The sequence below is a fragment of the Photorhabdus sp. CRCIA-P01 genome (genome assembly GCF_003545805.1).
In the GTDB taxonomy this organism is placed as follows: Bacteria; Pseudomonadota; Gammaproteobacteria; order Enterobacterales; family Enterobacteriaceae; genus Photorhabdus; species Photorhabdus antumapuensis.
The window spans coordinates 1-15,058 of sequence record NZ_NMQR01000016.1 but is presented as its reverse complement, the minus strand read 5'-3'; the positions used below and the strand labels follow the sequence as shown (position 1 = coordinate 15,058).

15 protein-coding genes are annotated in these 15,058 nt (G+C 42.6%); 8 read left to right on the top strand and 7 right to left on the bottom strand.

Translation table 11 applies throughout. The features are described from left to right. Positions 1 to 78 precede the first annotated feature (78 nt). A complete protein-coding gene (clpA, locus tag D3222_RS11685; RefSeq protein ID WP_118986317.1) occupies positions 79 to 2,355 on the bottom strand; it encodes an ATP-dependent Clp protease ATP-binding subunit ClpA in 2,277 nt (758 codons plus the stop codon). 32 nt (positions 2,356 to 2,387) lie between these two features. Beyond that, positions 2,388 to 2,708, bottom strand: a complete 321-nt coding sequence (gene clpS / locus D3222_RS11680) for an ATP-dependent Clp protease adapter ClpS (protein WP_118986316.1) — start codon at positions 2,706 to 2,708, stop codon at positions 2,388 to 2,390. A 345-nt stretch (positions 2,709 to 3,053) separates the two neighbouring features. Here clpS and cspD point away from each other — a divergent pair, with 345 nt between their 5' ends. Continuing rightward, the gene (cspD, locus tag D3222_RS11675; RefSeq protein ID WP_118986315.1) at positions 3,054 to 3,275 is read left to right on the top strand and encodes a cold shock-like protein CspD; all 222 of its coding nucleotides are present in this window, start codon (positions 3,054 to 3,056) and stop codon (positions 3,273 to 3,275) included. Positions 3,276 to 3,355: 80 nt separating this feature from the next. On the opposite strand, the gene macB is transcribed toward cspD, so the two are convergent. Further along, positions 3,356 to 5,299, bottom strand: coding sequence for a macrolide ABC transporter ATP-binding protein/permease MacB (gene macB / locus D3222_RS11670; RefSeq protein ID WP_118986314.1), 1,944 nt, complete (start codon positions 5,297 to 5,299; stop codon positions 3,356 to 3,358). Continuing rightward, complete coding sequence (macA, locus tag D3222_RS11665) at positions 5,299 to 6,414, bottom strand: macrolide transporter subunit MacA (RefSeq protein ID WP_118986313.1); 1,116 nt, start codon at positions 6,412 to 6,414, stop codon at positions 5,299 to 5,301. The genes macB and macA overlap by 1 nt, the downstream gene beginning before the upstream one ends. Positions 6,415 to 6,726: 312 nt before the next feature. Between macA and D3222_RS11660 the strand changes: the two genes are divergently transcribed. The 5 genes from D3222_RS11660 (at position 6,727) to artM (ending at position 10,813) form a co-directional block, all read left to right on the top strand. Further along, on the top strand, positions 6,727 to 7,626 hold the full coding sequence (locus D3222_RS11660) for a lysine exporter LysO family protein (protein ID WP_118986312.1): 900 nt from the start codon (positions 6,727 to 6,729) through the stop codon (positions 7,624 to 7,626). Positions 7,627 to 7,931: 305 nt separating this feature from the next. Next, a complete protein-coding gene (gene artP, locus D3222_RS11655; RefSeq protein WP_118986311.1) occupies positions 7,932 to 8,660 on the top strand; it encodes an arginine ABC transporter ATP-binding protein ArtP in 729 nt (242 codons plus the stop codon). Positions 8,661 to 8,679: 19 nt separating this feature from the next. After that, a complete protein-coding gene (gene artJ / locus D3222_RS11650) occupies positions 8,680 to 9,414 on the top strand; it encodes an arginine ABC transporter substrate-binding protein (RefSeq protein WP_118986310.1) in 735 nt (244 codons plus the stop codon). 14 nt (positions 9,415 to 9,428) lie between these two features. After that, complete coding sequence (gene artQ, locus D3222_RS11645; protein ID WP_118986309.1) at positions 9,429 to 10,145, top strand: arginine ABC transporter permease ArtQ; 717 nt, start codon at positions 9,429 to 9,431, stop codon at positions 10,143 to 10,145. Further along, positions 10,145 to 10,813 (top strand): arginine ABC transporter permease ArtM, encoded by a 669-nt coding sequence (gene artM / locus D3222_RS11640; RefSeq protein ID WP_118986308.1) that lies wholly within the window; start codon positions 10,145 to 10,147, stop codon positions 10,811 to 10,813. The genes artQ and artM overlap by 1 nt, the downstream gene beginning before the upstream one ends. A gap of 53 nt (positions 10,814 to 10,866) precedes the next feature. On the opposite strand, the gene rlmC is transcribed toward artM, so the two are convergent. The 3 genes from rlmC to D3222_RS11625 all read right to left on the bottom strand — a co-directional run bounded on the left by rlmC (position 10,867) and on the right by D3222_RS11625 (position 12,931). After that, positions 10,867 to 12,000, bottom strand: a complete 1,134-nt coding sequence (gene rlmC, locus D3222_RS11635; RefSeq protein ID WP_118986307.1) for a 23S rRNA (uracil(747)-C(5))-methyltransferase RlmC — start codon at positions 11,998 to 12,000, stop codon at positions 10,867 to 10,869. Positions 12,001 to 12,024: 24 nt separating this feature from the next. Next, positions 12,025 to 12,537, bottom strand: coding sequence for a YbjN domain-containing protein (locus D3222_RS11630; protein ID WP_118986306.1), 513 nt, complete (start codon positions 12,535 to 12,537; stop codon positions 12,025 to 12,027). Between the two features lie 91 nt (positions 12,538 to 12,628). Further along, positions 12,629 to 12,931 carry a YbjC family protein gene (locus D3222_RS11625; protein ID WP_118986305.1) on the bottom strand — a complete coding sequence of 101 codons (303 nt, stop codon included), beginning with the start codon at positions 12,929 to 12,931 and terminating at the stop codon, positions 12,629 to 12,631. 190 nt (positions 12,932 to 13,121) lie between these two features. Here D3222_RS11625 and D3222_RS11620 point away from each other — a divergent pair, with 190 nt between their 5' ends. Both D3222_RS11620 and ybjG read left to right on the top strand, forming a co-directional pair. Continuing rightward, positions 13,122 to 13,382, top strand: coding sequence for a GrxA family glutaredoxin (locus D3222_RS11620; RefSeq protein ID WP_011145878.1), 261 nt, complete (start codon positions 13,122 to 13,124; stop codon positions 13,380 to 13,382). Between the two features lie 552 nt (positions 13,383 to 13,934). Further along, the gene (gene ybjG, locus D3222_RS11615; RefSeq protein ID WP_118986304.1) at positions 13,935 to 14,543 is read left to right on the top strand and encodes an undecaprenyl-diphosphate phosphatase; all 609 of its coding nucleotides are present in this window, start codon (positions 13,935 to 13,937) and stop codon (positions 14,541 to 14,543) included. Positions 14,544 to 15,058: the final 515 nt, after the last annotated feature.

The following is a 15,058-nucleotide window of genomic DNA, read 5'->3' as shown; positions in this document are numbered from 1 at the left end:
ACCGTTTTCAAGTATTACACCACAGGTAGCAACTTTGTATTTAACAACGTTGTATTCACCTGTGGTGTCGTTCTTCTATTAGTGCACTACATCTTCCGGCTTCTGCTTATAAGCACTGCTGAAATCGTAGGTCAGTATGCGTTTTGCCTTATCCAAGCCAATACTCACTGAGCCACCGTGAACTAATGAGCCGAACAGGAGTTCATTTGCCAACGGTTTTTTCAAGCTATCCTGAATAACCCGTGCCATTGGACGAGCACCCATTGCTTTATCATAGCCTTTATCACATAACCATTGACGAGCATCCGCACTGACCTCCAACGAAACGCCTTTTTCATCCAATTGTGCTTGCAAGACGACAATGAACTTATCAACTACCTGTTGAATGACTTCAATAGAAAGCGTATTAAACCAGATGATGCCATCAAGACGGTTACGAAATTCCGGTGTAAACACCTTCTTAATTTCTTCCATTGCATCAGAGTTGTTATCCTGCTGCTTAAATCCAATGGATTTGCGCTGTGTTTCACGTACACCCGCATTCGTTGTCATGACTAAAATGACGTTACGAAAATCCGCTTTGCGCCCATTGTTATCAGTCAGAGTACCGTTATCCATAACTTGCAATAACAGGTTAAATACATCTGGATGTGCTTTTTCAATCTCATCAAGCAGCAATACTGAATGAGGATGTTTAATCACAGCATCCGTCAGCAATCCTCCTTGATCAAAACCAACATATCCCGGTGGCGCGCCAATTAAACGACTTACTGTATGGCGCTCCATATATTCTGACATATCAAAACGCAATAATTTGATATTCAGCACTTTAGCAAGCTGTACGGTGACTTCCGTTTTCCCTACGCCTGTCGGACCTGCAAGTAGGAAAGAACCCACCGGTTTATTATCCTGCCCCAACCCTGCACGACTCATCTTAATGGCTTCGGTCAATGCCGCAATCGCGGTATTCTGACCGAATACCAACATTTTCAGCCGCTCATCTAGTGTTCTTAGGACATCTTTATCACTGGCAGAAACGGTTTTTTCAGGAATCCGGGCAATTCGGGCAACGACGAATTCAATATCCGACACATTAATCGTTTTTTTACGACGACTAATCGGCACCAGACGGGTACGCGCCCCAGCTTCATCGATCACATCGATCGCCTTATCCGGTAAGTGACGATCAGTAATGTATTTCACTGATAAATCAACCGCGGCACGGATAGCTTTCGTGGTATAACGTACATCATGGTGCGCCTCATATTTTGGCCGCAACCCTCTAATAATCTGTACAGTCTCTTCGGGTGAAGGCTCAACAATATCAATCTTCTGAAAACGACGCGCTAACGCCCGATCTTTTTCAAAAATATTACTGAATTCATGATAGGTCGTAGAACCAATCACTCTAATACGTCCACTGGACAACAATGGCTTAATCAGATTAGCCGCATCGACCTGCCCCCCTGACGCAGCCCCCGCACCGATAATGGTATGGATTTCATCTATAAATAGAATACTTTTTCTATCCTGCTCAAGGGTTTTTAACAATGCTTTGAAGCGCTTCTCAAAATCACCACGATATTTAGTTCCCGCTAGCAATGAACCAATATCCAGCGAATAAATCGTACAATCAGCCATCACTTCCGGTACATCTTTTTGCACAATCCGCCACGCCAGCCCTTCTGCAATGGCTGTCTTACCAACCCCCGACTCTCCGACCAACAATGGGTTGTTTTTTCGGCGGCGACACAATACCTGAATTGTTCTTTCCAGCTCATCCTCGCGGCCAATCAATGGATCAATCTGTCCTCTTTGAGCGAGTTGATTAAGATTAGTTGTAAAATTTTCCAACCGATCATCACCTGTAAGCTGCTCTTCTGCTGATTGCGTGCCTGTCTCCTGATGATCCGATTCAGAATCCTCTTTTGGCGTTCCGTGAGAAATGAAATTCACCACGTCCAGACGACTCACATCATGTTTACGCAGCAAATAAGCCGCTTGAGACTCCTGTTCGCTAAAGATAGCCACCAGCACATTAGCACCAGAAACTTCTGAACGCCCAGAGGATTGAACATGAAATACCGCGCGCTGAAGAACACGTTGGAAGCTCAACGTCGGCTGAGTCTCCCGCTCATCATTTTCAGGTAACAACGGTGTCGTTTGTGAAATAAAATTCTCCAGCTCCTTACGCAATTGAGCCAGATTGACCTTGCAGGCTTCCAATGCTTCACGCGCTGATGAATTGCTTAACAACGCCAGCAATAGGTGCTCCACGGTCATAAACTCGTGTCTGTTATCCCGTGCTTTAGCAAAGGCAATATTAAGACTAAGTTCAAGCTCTTGGTTGAGCATAAGCACCTCCCCCTAAAAATCAGTATACCTGGTCAGACTTTTTCCAGCGTACAAAGTAATGGATGCCCGTGCTCCCTGGCATACATATTTACCTGGGCTGTTTTAGTTTCTGCCACCTCAGCAGTATAAACCCCACAAACAGCCTTCCCTTGATAATGGACATCCAACATTAATTGTGTTGCCCGTTCAATCTCATAAGAAAAGAACTTTCGTAATACGTCAACTACAAACTCCATCGGAGTGTAATCATCATTGTTAAGAATGACCTGATACATTGATGGCGGCTGCAATTTTTGCTGTCGCTCACTCTTAACAGATTCCTTAGTTTTCAAACTGTTATGATACTCGTTCATTATTTTCCCAACGGATTAATCTCTAATACCAGCCACTGCCAGCAAATAAATTATGTTGCCATTTATCTTATCATTATCTGGGCAACTCCTTTTACCACAGACTATTCCCCTATGAAAACTCGGCATATAAAGGTGCATGAACGAAACTCATATCGTTATCTATATCAAACTTTAGTCATTCAAAACAACCAGACATTTGTTCTGTACTTGACGAGAATTTGATTTTTACTACAGTATGTTTTGTAAACAAACATAGATAATGTCACTGTTTACATGTGATTGTTTACGACTGTTATATTAAATGGCTCATCTCAACCGAAATCATTAAACGAGGGATGTAGAAGTATGGAGACAGGTACTGTTAAGTGGTTCAATAATGCCAAGGGGTTTGGGTTTATTTGCCCGGCAAGCGGCGGAGAAGATATATTCGCTCATTACTCAACCATTCAGATGGACGGTTACCGGACGCTGAAAGCGGGCCAAAAGGTGAATTTCAGCGTTCACCAAGGACCAAAGGGAAATCATGCCAGTATTATTGTTCCTCTTGAAAACCAACCCAAAGGCTAAATAGCCTGGCCTGTGGGTCATAACCAGGTATTATTTTCATACGCCGCAGGCCATTACCCGCGGCGTCATATTATTTCCGCTTATTCTCTTGCCAAAGCTTCTATTGGATCAAGCCGAGCAGCATTACGGGCCGGCAAAAACCCAAATATCACTCCAATCGCGGTAGAACAGGCGAAAGCACTGAGTAAAGCAATAGGTTGGAAAACAAAACTCCAGCCGGGGAGCGCCAGTTGAGCAATAAATGCAATCATATAAGAGAGAGCAATGCCCAAAACACCACCGACCAAACAAACCAAAATAGCTTCTATCAGAAATTGCTGCATCACATCGCTGGTTCTGGCCCCGACTGCCATACGGATACCAATCTCTCTTGTTCGTTCTGTCACCGAAACTAACATAATATTCATGACACCAATACCGCCAACGATCAGTGAAATTACCGCCACCATCGTCAAAAATAGCTGTAAAGTATGGGCTGTTTTTTCCGCCGTTTTTACCAGCATGTCCACATTATTGGTGAAAATATCCTTTTTACCGTGACGTAAAGTGAGCAACTGAACAATCTTCTTTTCTATATCCTTAGAGTCATAACCATCCTTTATTCTGATAGTAATTGAATCCAAATAATTCCGGTTCATCAGACGGCTGGCCATCGTGCTATAAGGCACCCAAACATATAATAATTTGCTACTGCTAAATACAGATTTCCTATCAGCTATCACCCCTACAATCGTGGCCGGCATATTACCCACCAGGATCACCTCCCCAATCACATTTTTCTGGTGAGGAAACAGCTTACGCTGGGTATTTTTATCAATAACCACAACTTGCCCCTGACGACGTATCATATCTAATGAGAACCCCATTCCCTGAGCAAAACGCAAGGCATAAACCTGAAAATATTCATCACCAACGCCAATCACTCTAGAAGAGACATCAATGTTCCCTTTACGAAGGCGCATTTGCCCCTCAACTTCTGGTGAAACCGCCAGAATATAGGGCTGCGCTTTAATCGCATCCGCATCCGCTATTTTCAGCGCCTGCTCGCTAACCGGATCAACAGTGCCAAAATCTTCTCCCGGATAAATATCAATGGTGTTCGTCGCAATCTCTTTAATACCAGATAACACTGATGCCCTAGCCGCATCTCCGATAACCAAAATAGTCACGACAGAGGCAATACCAATGATAATCCCCAACATGGTCAGTAAAGTTCGCATTTTATTGGCAACCATTGCTCGCCATGCCATAAATAGAGCTTCATTAAACCGCCCAATGGTCTGACGTATCGAAGATATTTTTGATATTAACGACGGCACTTTAGCCACTTTTTTGCTTATTTGCGTACCAGAGTCACTCATAATATGGCCATCCTTAATCTCGATAATGCGCTGCGCCTGCGCCGCGATTGTCGGATCATGAGTGACAATAATGACGGTATGCCCCTGTTCACACAATTGTTTGAGGATAGCCATTACCTCTTCGCCGGAATGGCTATCCAACGCTCCTGTTGGTTCATCAGCCAAAATGACCTGACCACCGTTCATCAACGCCCTGGCGATACTAACCCTCTGCTGCTGTCCACCAGAGAGCTGCCCCGGACGATAGTAGGTTCTCTCTTCAAGCCCCAAACGACCAAGTAACTCTATGGCTCTCTGGCGACGTGCTGCTTTAGAGACTCCTGAGTAAATAGCAGGAATTTCCACATTCTGTTCAGCGGTCAAATGAGTCAGCAAATGATAACGCTGAAAAATAAAGCCAAAATGTTCCCGCCTCAGTGCGGCCAGTTCATCATCACTCAGTTCGGCAATATTCTGCCCTGCAACCCGGTATTCACCTTGACTGGGTTTATCAAGACAACCAAGAATATTCATCAGTGTCGATTTACCCGAACCCGACGCGCCGATAATGGCAATCATCTCACCAGCATGAATAGACAAGGTGACATCATCCAGAACTTTTACCTGTTGCTCGCCAGCGGGATAGCTGCGCTCGATACCTTTCAGCTCAAGTAACGCATCCATTACTCATCCTCGACTTCTTCATTACGCTCAGTAATCACCTGCTCATGTTCTTTCAGGCCAGATAGAATCTGTATATTTACATCATTGCGCACACCAATGGTCACGTCTCGTTTCTCTTCTTTACCCTCATTTAGAACATCCACTTCATAACGGGTTGGCGTAATCTGTTTACCCAGAGCAGAGAGCGGGATCATTAACACATCACGATAGGAATCGAGTTGAATTTTCACCTGAGCGGTCATTTGCAAACGCAAAAGTTGCTGAGGATTAGCCACCTCGAAGCGGGCATAAAAGAAAATGGCATCATTAATCTTTTCTGGCGTCGGCAAAATATCTTTCAACACACCTGGAAAATTTTTATCCGGTGCGCCTAATACGGTAAAAGAGGCTTTCTGACCTGGTTTCAGGTAAATAACATCCGCCTCTGAGACTTCCGCTTTTACCAGCATCGTGCCGAGATCAGCCAGTGTCAGAATGGTGGGAGCTTCCTGTGCCGCAATGACTGTTTGCCCCTGAAGGGTTTTAATATTGACAACAATACCATCCATTGGTGCGGTAATCCGGGTGTATTGCAAATTAGTCTGAGCAGTATCAAGGCTAGCCTGATTTTTACTGATTTGCGCCAATAAAGTTTCTACCTTCGCTCTTTTTACTTCAACGTCCGTTTTAGCCTGATCCAATTCCTGGAGCGAGACCGCATGCACTTTCGCCAGATTGTTCTGACGCTGTAATGTAAGCCGTGCCAATTTCAATTGTGCCCTGGCATCTATCAGATCAGCATTCAATTCTTTGATCGTGGCTTCAACTTCTTTGACCTGGTTTTGCGCCGGTTTAGGATCAATCAATGCCAATAACTGGCCTTTTGCCACCTTATCGCCCACTTCAACATACAAATTCTGCAACTGACCACTCACCTGCGCCCCAACATCTACTTTTCTGACCGCATCCAATTTCCCCGTTGCCAGTACATTTTTTTCCAAATCGCCTTTAATGACAGGGATCGTCTGATATTTAATCGTTTCTGGTCTATTTAGAAAATACCCCAGAACCAATGCGATAACTGCCACAATAGCTAACAACACAACCCATCGACGTTTCGAACGAATAAAATTCATTTAAATATCACCATATTAAGCATTGCATTCAGAGAAATGATAAAAACTTATTTCTTTCAATACCACGAAAACCGGGGATTTCCACTCATTCCAGATAGATGCCGTTCCCTTTACGTTTTATATCTACTGAAAGTTATTAATAACACACCCACCTTAAGAATAAAAAATTCTTTGAGCAACAACATATTCTCTCTATCCTGACTATTCTCTTAATGTAAAAAAATTGTTATCTTTTATTTTTATCGTCTTTACAATCAATTTTTATACTGAATTTAGACAAAAAGACATTAATCGTTTTAAAGGATGTTAATTATGTACTCTGGGCTGCTGATCATTCTTTTGCCGTTAACGCTAGGCTATCTTACCCATTTGAATAATAAGACACTGTTAAATGCTGTTCATCGCCTTCTTAACGCAATGGTCTATATCATCCTGTTTTTAATGGGAATCAGCCTGGCTTTGTTGGACGATTTAGGCCGTAACCTCTTCTCCATCTTTCAATATGCAATCACATTTTTTTTATGTATTTTTACAGCTAATATGCTAGCGTTATTCCTGCTTGAAAAGCGTGATCCTTGGGTTATTAGTCCACATAAACAAGAAAAACCCCCTTCCCGTTTACATATGATCTTTGAATCACTGAAATTATGTAGTGTGCTGATTTTAGGTTTCCTGTTTGGGCTCACTGGCTGGTCATGGCTGCATTTCTCCAATCATGCCAGTGAAATCGCCTTAATCGTTTTACTGTTACTCGTCGGTATTCAATTACGTAGCAGCGGTATGAGCCTGAAACAGATATTGCTAAACCGCCGTGGTGCCATTATTGCGATTGTCATTGCTGTCAGCGCGCTTATCGGCGGTGCAATTGCAGCACTTATTCTCGGACTGCCAGTGAAAACAGGTTTAGCATTAGCTTCTGGTTACGGCTGGTATTCCCTTTCTGGCATCTTACTTTCCGACGCTTACGGGCCGGTAATCGGCAGTGCCGCGTTCTTTAATGATCTGGTGCGCGAACTGGTGGCAATTATGCTAATTCCAGTTCTAATCAATCGATATCGCTCAAGCGCTCTAGGGTTAAGCGGTGCGACATCAATGGATTTTACCTTGCCAATATTACAACGGTGCGGTGGAGCCAGTATTGTTCCAGCAGCGATAGTTCACGGTTTCGTGCTGAGTTTGCTCGCCCCCTTACTGATGGCATTCTTTACTTAACCAGAATTTGAGCCACAATTAATACTTGATGTCATAAATAACGGTTCGGACACTTCATTTGTCATAAGTCGTCAACAACAGTTACTTATCCTAATGCCGACCCATTTGTGACCTATTTATCTTTTCGCAGTATGCAAATAGAATAAATAAGCTTTTGTTGACAAATCGCACAAGGAGAAAATAAAACACGTTAATCATACATGTACTTGAAATATAAATTAATAATATTCTGTGCATAAGATATTGCATAATTATGCCAACGGGTTTAGCATCGGACTAAATCACTGACTATTCAGAATTAAAGCATGAGTATTCAATTAAAAAGCATTGATTGCTATTACGGTGCTCATCAAGCACTGTTTGATATTAATCTTGAGTGTTCTTCAGGGGAAACGATGGTTTTGCTAGGTCCAAGTGGCGCTGGTAAAAGTACGTTGTTGCGAGTACTAAACCTGCTGGAAATACCACGATCCGGCCAGTTGCATATTGCTAATCATCAATTCGATTTCGAACAAACGCCAGGAACCAAGGAGATTCGTTCTCTACGCCAGAATGTAGGTATGGTTTTTCAGCAATATCACTTGTGGCCACACCTTACTGTTATGGATAACCTGATCGAAGCACCTTGTCGCGTACTGGGTTTATCCAAGCAACAAGCGCGGGAAAAAGCGGATAAGCTCCTTTCCCGGTTACGCTTAGAGGATTTTGCTGGCCGCTTCCCACAACATTTATCTGGAGGGCAACAGCAACGGGTTGCTATCGCACGAGCATTAATGATGGAACCACAGGTTTTATTATTTGATGAACCCACGGCAGCGCTGGACCCAGAAATTACAGCACAGGTTGTCAATATCATCCATGAACTATCCGCTACGGGTATTACGCAGATTATCGTTACCCATGAAGTGGAAATCGCCCGTAAGGCCGCAAGCCGAGTCGTATATATGGAAAACGGCCGCATCATAGAACAAGGTGATATCAGCCATTTTACGCAACCACAAACCAAAGCCTTTGCTAATTATCTATCACACTAACTATTAATAGGATATAGCGATGAAAAAACTACTTTTTGCAGCCCTCTTAGGCACAGTAACTTTATCTGCAACCGCCACGGAAAAAGAGACCATTCGTTTTGCCACAGAAGCCACTTATCCTCCGTTTGAGTTCATCGATGCAAATAATAAAATTCAGGGTTTTGATGTCGATTTGGCCAATGCCATCTGTGAGAAAATTAATGCCACATGTACCTTCACTAACCAATCCTTTGACAGCCTGATCCCAAGTCTGAAATTCCGTCGCTTCGACGCTTTGGCCGCAGGTATTGATATCACCCCAGAGCGCCAAAAGCAGGTTGATTTTACTAACACTTATTACGATAACTCCGCAGTTTTTATCTCCGTTAAAGGCAAAGTCTCCAGCACTGCGGATCTGAAAGGCAAACTTGTGGGTATCCAGAATGGTACAACTCACCAGAAATATCTGATGGAACAACGAAAAGAGATTAAAACCGTCCCTTATGACAGCTATCAAAATGCGATTCTGGATCTGAAAAATGGCCGTCTGGACGCCGTTTTCGGTGACACTGCCGTTGTTAACGAGTGGCTGAAAAAGAATGAAAACTTAAATACCGTAGGTAACAAAGTCACTGACAAAAATTACTTTGGTATCGGCCTAGGTATTGCCGTTCGTAAGGGTAACAAAGATCTACAAGATAAGCTGAATAAAGCACTCGCTGATATCAAACGAGATGGCACTTATGACATCATCTATGAAAAATGGTTTAAATAAATAGCTGAATCTCCATGAATGAACTCCAATCTCTAACCAGCGCCGCCGGCATCACCGTCGGCCTTGCCGTGTCTGCATTAGTACTTGGTCTGATTTTAGCCATGCTATTTGCTGCCTGGGAATCAGCCCGTTGGAAACCCTTCGCCATACTTGGCACCTGTTGGGTCACTCTGTTCAGAGGATTGCCGGAAATTTTGGTCGTGCTGTTCGTCTACTTCGGCGCGTCACAACTTCTCTTGACACTGGCTGATGGCTTTGACATTGATCTTATCTTCTGGCACCCCAGAATTCAGATAGATATTCAAGACTTTTATGTCAGCCCATTCCTTTGTGGTGTCATTGCACTTTCCCTACTCTACTCCGCCTATGCATCCCAGACACTCCGTGGTGCGATAAAAGCCATTCCTGCCGGCCAATGGGAAGCTGGTCAGGCATTAGGTCTTGGTCGCGCTGAAATATTTTTCCGCCTGATCATGCCTCAAATGTGGCGACATGCTCTACCAGGGCTCGGTAACCAATGGTTAGTTTTACTGAAAGATACCGCACTGGTATCGCTTATCAGTGTGAATGATCTGATGCAGCAAACCAAAAGTATTGCCACACGCACTCAGGAACCCTTTACCTGGTATATGATTGTGGCGCTTATCTATCTGGCTATCACTCTGATCAGTCAGTTTATTTTAAAGAAAATTGAGATGCATACCACTCGCTTTGATCGGAGTGCTCCCTGATGATTGAGTATATTCAACAAATTTTACCGGGTCTGCAAACCAGTCTAAGCTTGACCGTCACAGCGCTTTTTGTTGCTTTCATGATGTCCGTCCTGTTCACTATGGTTCTGACCATGAAACTACCAGTACTGACACAACTGGTAAAAACCTACATTACTCTGTTTACCGGTACGCCCTTGTTGGTACAGTTCTTTCTGATTTATTACGGGCCTGGGCAGTTTCCATCCATAAAAGCGTACCCGTGGCTTTGGCAATTACTGTCTGAGCCTTGGCTGTGCGCAATGGTAACGCTAGCGCTTAACAGTGCGGCATATTCTACTCTGCTATTCCATGGCGCGGTAAAGGCAATTCCTGCTGGTCAATGGCAATCCTGCCAAGCGTTGGGCATGTCTAAAGCACAATCTATGCGGATCCTACTGCCTTATGCTTTTAAACGGGCGTTATCTTCCTATTCCAACGAAGTTGTATTGATTTTCAAGAGTACTTCTCTCGCAAGTACTATTACTTTGCTGGAAGTAATGGGATACAGTCAGCTTCTATTTGGCCGTAATTATGATGTGATGGCTTTTATGGCCGCAGGGGTGATTTATCTATGTATTAACGGCATTCTGACTTTGCTGATGCGAATAATTGAACGCCGCGCGCTCGCGTTTGAGCACCATAACTAAACAGGGTTGGGCGTTCTCTTTTGGAACCCCATCCCCACATATTCTTTCGTTATTCAGTTATGATTTAATTTTAGTAACGTTAAAACTTCGTAATGCTCGGTATGGGGAAACATATCAAACAACTGTGTCTTTTCTACACGATAGTTAGCGAGTACAGCAATGTCTTTCGCCATTGTCTGAGCATTACAGCTTGAATAAAGAATATAATCCGGTGCCATTTTACTGAGATAATCGCACAGCGCCTTACCAATTCCCCGGCGAGGTGGATTGACCAAAACCAATTGCGGAATTTGATCTTTCGCTATGGCAAAGTGGGTTGAGTCCAAAGCTTGAAACTCGATATTTTCCAAACCCAGTATTTTTGCCGAATCACGGGCACAATCAATAGCTTCAGGGATGATTTCGATTCCGGTTAAACAGGTATTTTTATCTGCGCAATGCAGACCAAAGCCCCCAACACCACAGAATAGATCCCACATACTACTGATTTTCAGTTCACGAACCCAACGCCCCGCTGTTGCATACAATTCAGAAGCCATTTTCGGGTTAGTCTGGAAAAAACTATGTGGACGGATATAAAGAGGAATGCCATTAAACTGTTCTCTGAGCGCTTTTTGCTCAGTAAACAGAATCTCTTTTTCTCCCTCCAGGATCGCCATATGGATTGGCTGAATATTGGCAGAGATCACCGTAAGCTGTGGCAATTGCTCACGCAACCGGGGTAAAGCACGCTCCAATTGAGCGATTTTCGTTTCAGAACGCAGTACAAAACGCAACATCATTTCACCGCTATGACGGCTTTCTGTCAGCAGCAAATATTTCAGTTCACCCCGCTTACGAGCAACGTTATACGGCGTCAACCCGGCACAAGCAATGAACGATTTAACAACATCGAATACAGGCTGAAAATGCGCTGGATAGAGGGGACAATGACATAGATCAACCGCCGAGCCATCACGATGCAACATGCCTAGCAATGGGCGTTCCACACTGCCACTGACGACCATTTTAGCTTTATTACGAAAGGCATCTTGTTGGCTGGCGATTGGAGGTAACCATTGCCTCACAATAGCTTGAGGTAATAACTGCTTTAAATCCTGCTGTTTATCTTCTAACTGCTGAGAATAGGGTTTTTCGAGCCACTGACAAGAGTGACAGTGCCCCGCGGAATAATGCGAACATTGCATTGTTGGATGACCGTGTTGGAAATATTAGTGCAAAGTAAAAGTCGGCGCCTTAGCAGGAGCTTGTGATTCTTCTTCCTCTTCAATGTCACTCTCGATTTCGATATCACGATTAATATACAACAAGTTATTACTGTGAATTTCAAAAATCACACCCGCAATCTGCTCTTCGCTTTGTTGCAAGAAATGAGAAAACTGGGAAAAAGTCAGCCCGGCTGAAATGAGGAAAGATTGACACACCACCAATTTAGGTAAGTTTTCATCCTGAATATCAAGAAAAGCCTTGATTGTCAGCGAACTGGCATTAATCTGGCTTAGATTAGCCATCAAAGGAATAATGGCGGTTGGTTTAACTTCAGCCAACGCAGAAAACAAGATTACATTGTCCAACAGATCGATTTTAGCATCAAATAAACCATCAATATTCTGCATATGAGGTAGATGCAGCGCCTGGCATGAATCGCACTCAAAGTAGGAAATTTTGAGCTGATCCAACCACTCACGCAATACTGATAAGTCAGGAATGACAAGTGAACTCATCTAACAACCCCATACAACGGAAAATGAAAAAGCGCTATAGCTTACGAAATAATTCTTTATCGCGCTATCACCAATAACTGATAAATTATTTTTACTTACCGTTATCACTACCTTCTACCTTATTTTTGCTCTCTTTTTTATGATCAACGCCCAGAAAAGAGAGACCGCACACTGCACGCCAAATGATATTAACCGCAGCAGGAACCAAACAACCCACGCCGATGAAAATCATAACAACATGTGCTTCTGGCGTCATTAGTAAATCTGTTAAGATGACAATATCATTAATAGTCAAATATGCCAGGATCAAGCATACAATGCCGAAAATTTCTAGCAGGATAGCCTGTTTTGGCATATCTGCCAATGAACTCATACTGCCTTGATGACTTTTCATCGCATCCTCTCTTAACAACCTGATGCTACATTATACTACCGGAAACACTGTTACCAAAATTGGTATGATGAATTAAAGCAAAAGGCAATTTCTACTTTTTTTTACCGATCGATACAGGCATAGTAGCTATCAAATAAGCATGGGTAACGCATCAAACCGCATTATTTTAATATAACCAAGAGGAGCTTATATGTTTACTGTGATTTTCGGTCGTCCTGGCTGCCCGTACTGTGTCCGCGCGAAAGAATTGGCGGAACGACTAAAAGAGCAGCGTGACGACTTTGACTTCCGTTATGTTGATATTCACGCAGAAGGTATCACTAAAGCTGATCTGGAAAAAACAGTGGGTAAACCCGTAGAAACTGTCCCGCAAATTTTTGTTGATGAGAAACATATCGGTGGCTGCACTGACTTCGAAGCGTACGTAAAAGAACACCAATTGCTACAATAATCGAACTTCCCGTTTTACTTTCGTCGCGGTAAAAACCGCTATTGATTATTCATTACAGGGACTCGGTTGATTTGTGCAAAAAATGTTATTTTCATCAAATTGAAAAAAATCTGTTTTTTTTTCTTATCACGAAGAACTTTCTTACCAAATCGTAGTCTGAATTAATGCCACTGCTTTTCTTTAATATCCCCATATTGAGGAACCCGATAGTTAATCCATTTTGGTTCAAGACTATCGGGTTTTTTTATTGTCTGAAGAATATACCGTTTATAAACACATAACCGATTCTACAGATGTTCAAACTATCCACAACCGGTATTATCAACGCGCTGAATTAGATATTATTACCATATATATCAATAATTTGATGAGTTTTGCCAGGATGACTGCCAGATATTTCCTTGACGGAAATATAAACCAAAAATAAATAACACCAATAATTAAGACAATTACGCTTTACTCATAAGTCAGCCAACTTTACTCTCTTGCGTCCGACTATCGTGATGTACATAAGTGCGTAATGTACATAAATGACTGTATGCGAGGCCCGATTTGTTAGAACAAATAAATCATGATCTGTTTACTTTTTTCAATGCTACGCCTGAATCATCACCAACCATGATTGCAATGGCGACGTTCATTGCAAAATACCTGGTTCTTATTTTCCCTCTAACATTGGCTAGTTTCTGGTTCTGGGGTTCAGAGCGTACTCGCCCTTATCATCGGGTTATCGTCAGTAAAACCACCATAGCCTTCTGTTTTGCTATGCTAACCTCATTCTGTATCGGTTTACTCTGCCCTCACGACCGCCCTTTCGCAGAAGGTTTTGGTTATAACTTTCTTCCTCACGCACCAACAACCTCATTCCCAAGTCATCATGGAACAACCGTCTTCACTTTCGCTTTATCCTTTTTATTCTGGTATAGGATTTGGCCGGGCTTATGCATGATGGCAATTGCACTGGCTATTGCATGGGCCAGAATCTATTTAGGCGTTCACTGGCCGATGGATATGGTCGGGGCATTTATCGTCAGCCTAATGGGATGCACTTTTGCACAAATAATATGGAGCCTGTCTGGTGAAAGTTTACAAAAAAGATTGAACAGTCTGTACCAACGTTGCTGCGCTTTTCCTATTCGTAAAGGCTGGATAAAAAGCTAGCAACATAAATGCAACTTATACCCGTTATCTTTCAAGTTGCTTCTTTGTTGGCTGCACTCACTCACCCCGGTCACATAGTTATCTATGCTCCCAGGGATTCGCTCCCTTGCCGCCGCGATGCATCTTGAAATCCATAGGGTATAGTGACTTGAGATAAATGAACTCTATTTCAACCAAGGTCTCTTTATTAGAAATTATTGGCTAATTTTGCATGCCAAAATGAACAGGAGTTAACCAGCAGGGTAATATCCTGTACCCTATTTAGCATTTATTCGCGCTTAAATTCAACTCAACGATTTTCATATAAATCAATAAATTTGTATAAATCACTATGTAAATAGATATATAACGAAAGAGATTATTAAAACTTGATCAAAGAATGGCTAGCACATCTTTCATTCATATTATTGATGCTACTAATCTATTATTCTGGTTTTATCTATATCTTTCACAAAGATACAAGCATTACCATTTTTAAATCTGGTAAAAAATTGATATTTATCAATTTATTAACC

What these genes read in the sequence shown, in the direction of transcription:
- clpA (WP_118986317.1), bottom strand. Translation starts at nt 2,355, where the DNA reads ATGCTCAACCAAGAGCTTGAACTTAGTCTTAATATTGCCTTTGCTAAA.
- clpS (WP_118986316.1), bottom strand. Translation starts at nt 2,708, where the DNA reads ATGAACGAGTATCATAACAGTTTGAAAACTAAGGAATCTGTTAAGAGT.
- cspD (WP_118986315.1), top strand. Translation starts at nt 3,054, where the DNA reads ATGGAGACAGGTACTGTTAAGTGGTTCAATAATGCCAAGGGGTTTGGG.
- macB (WP_118986314.1), bottom strand. Translation starts at nt 5,299, where the DNA reads ATGGATGCGTTACTTGAGCTGAAAGGTATCGAGCGCAGCTATCCCGCT.
- macA (WP_118986313.1), bottom strand. Translation starts at nt 6,414, where the DNA reads ATGAATTTTATTCGTTCGAAACGTCGATGGGTTGTGTTGTTAGCTATT.
- D3222_RS11660 (WP_118986312.1), top strand. Translation starts at nt 6,727, where the DNA reads ATGTACTCTGGGCTGCTGATCATTCTTTTGCCGTTAACGCTAGGCTAT.
- artP (WP_118986311.1), top strand. Translation starts at nt 7,932, where the DNA reads ATGAGTATTCAATTAAAAAGCATTGATTGCTATTACGGTGCTCATCAA.
- artJ (WP_118986310.1), top strand. Translation starts at nt 8,680, where the DNA reads ATGAAAAAACTACTTTTTGCAGCCCTCTTAGGCACAGTAACTTTATCT.
- artQ (WP_118986309.1), top strand. Translation starts at nt 9,429, where the DNA reads ATGAATGAACTCCAATCTCTAACCAGCGCCGCCGGCATCACCGTCGGC.
- artM (WP_118986308.1), top strand. Translation starts at nt 10,145, where the DNA reads ATGATTGAGTATATTCAACAAATTTTACCGGGTCTGCAAACCAGTCTA.
- rlmC (WP_118986307.1), bottom strand. Translation starts at nt 12,000, where the DNA reads ATGCAATGTTCGCATTATTCCGCGGGGCACTGTCACTCTTGTCAGTGG.
- D3222_RS11630 (WP_118986306.1), bottom strand. Translation starts at nt 12,537, where the DNA reads ATGAGTTCACTTGTCATTCCTGACTTATCAGTATTGCGTGAGTGGTTG.
- D3222_RS11625 (WP_118986305.1), bottom strand. Translation starts at nt 12,931, where the DNA reads ATGAAAAGTCATCAAGGCAGTATGAGTTCATTGGCAGATATGCCAAAA.
- D3222_RS11620 (WP_011145878.1), top strand. Translation starts at nt 13,122, where the DNA reads ATGTTTACTGTGATTTTCGGTCGTCCTGGCTGCCCGTACTGTGTCCGC.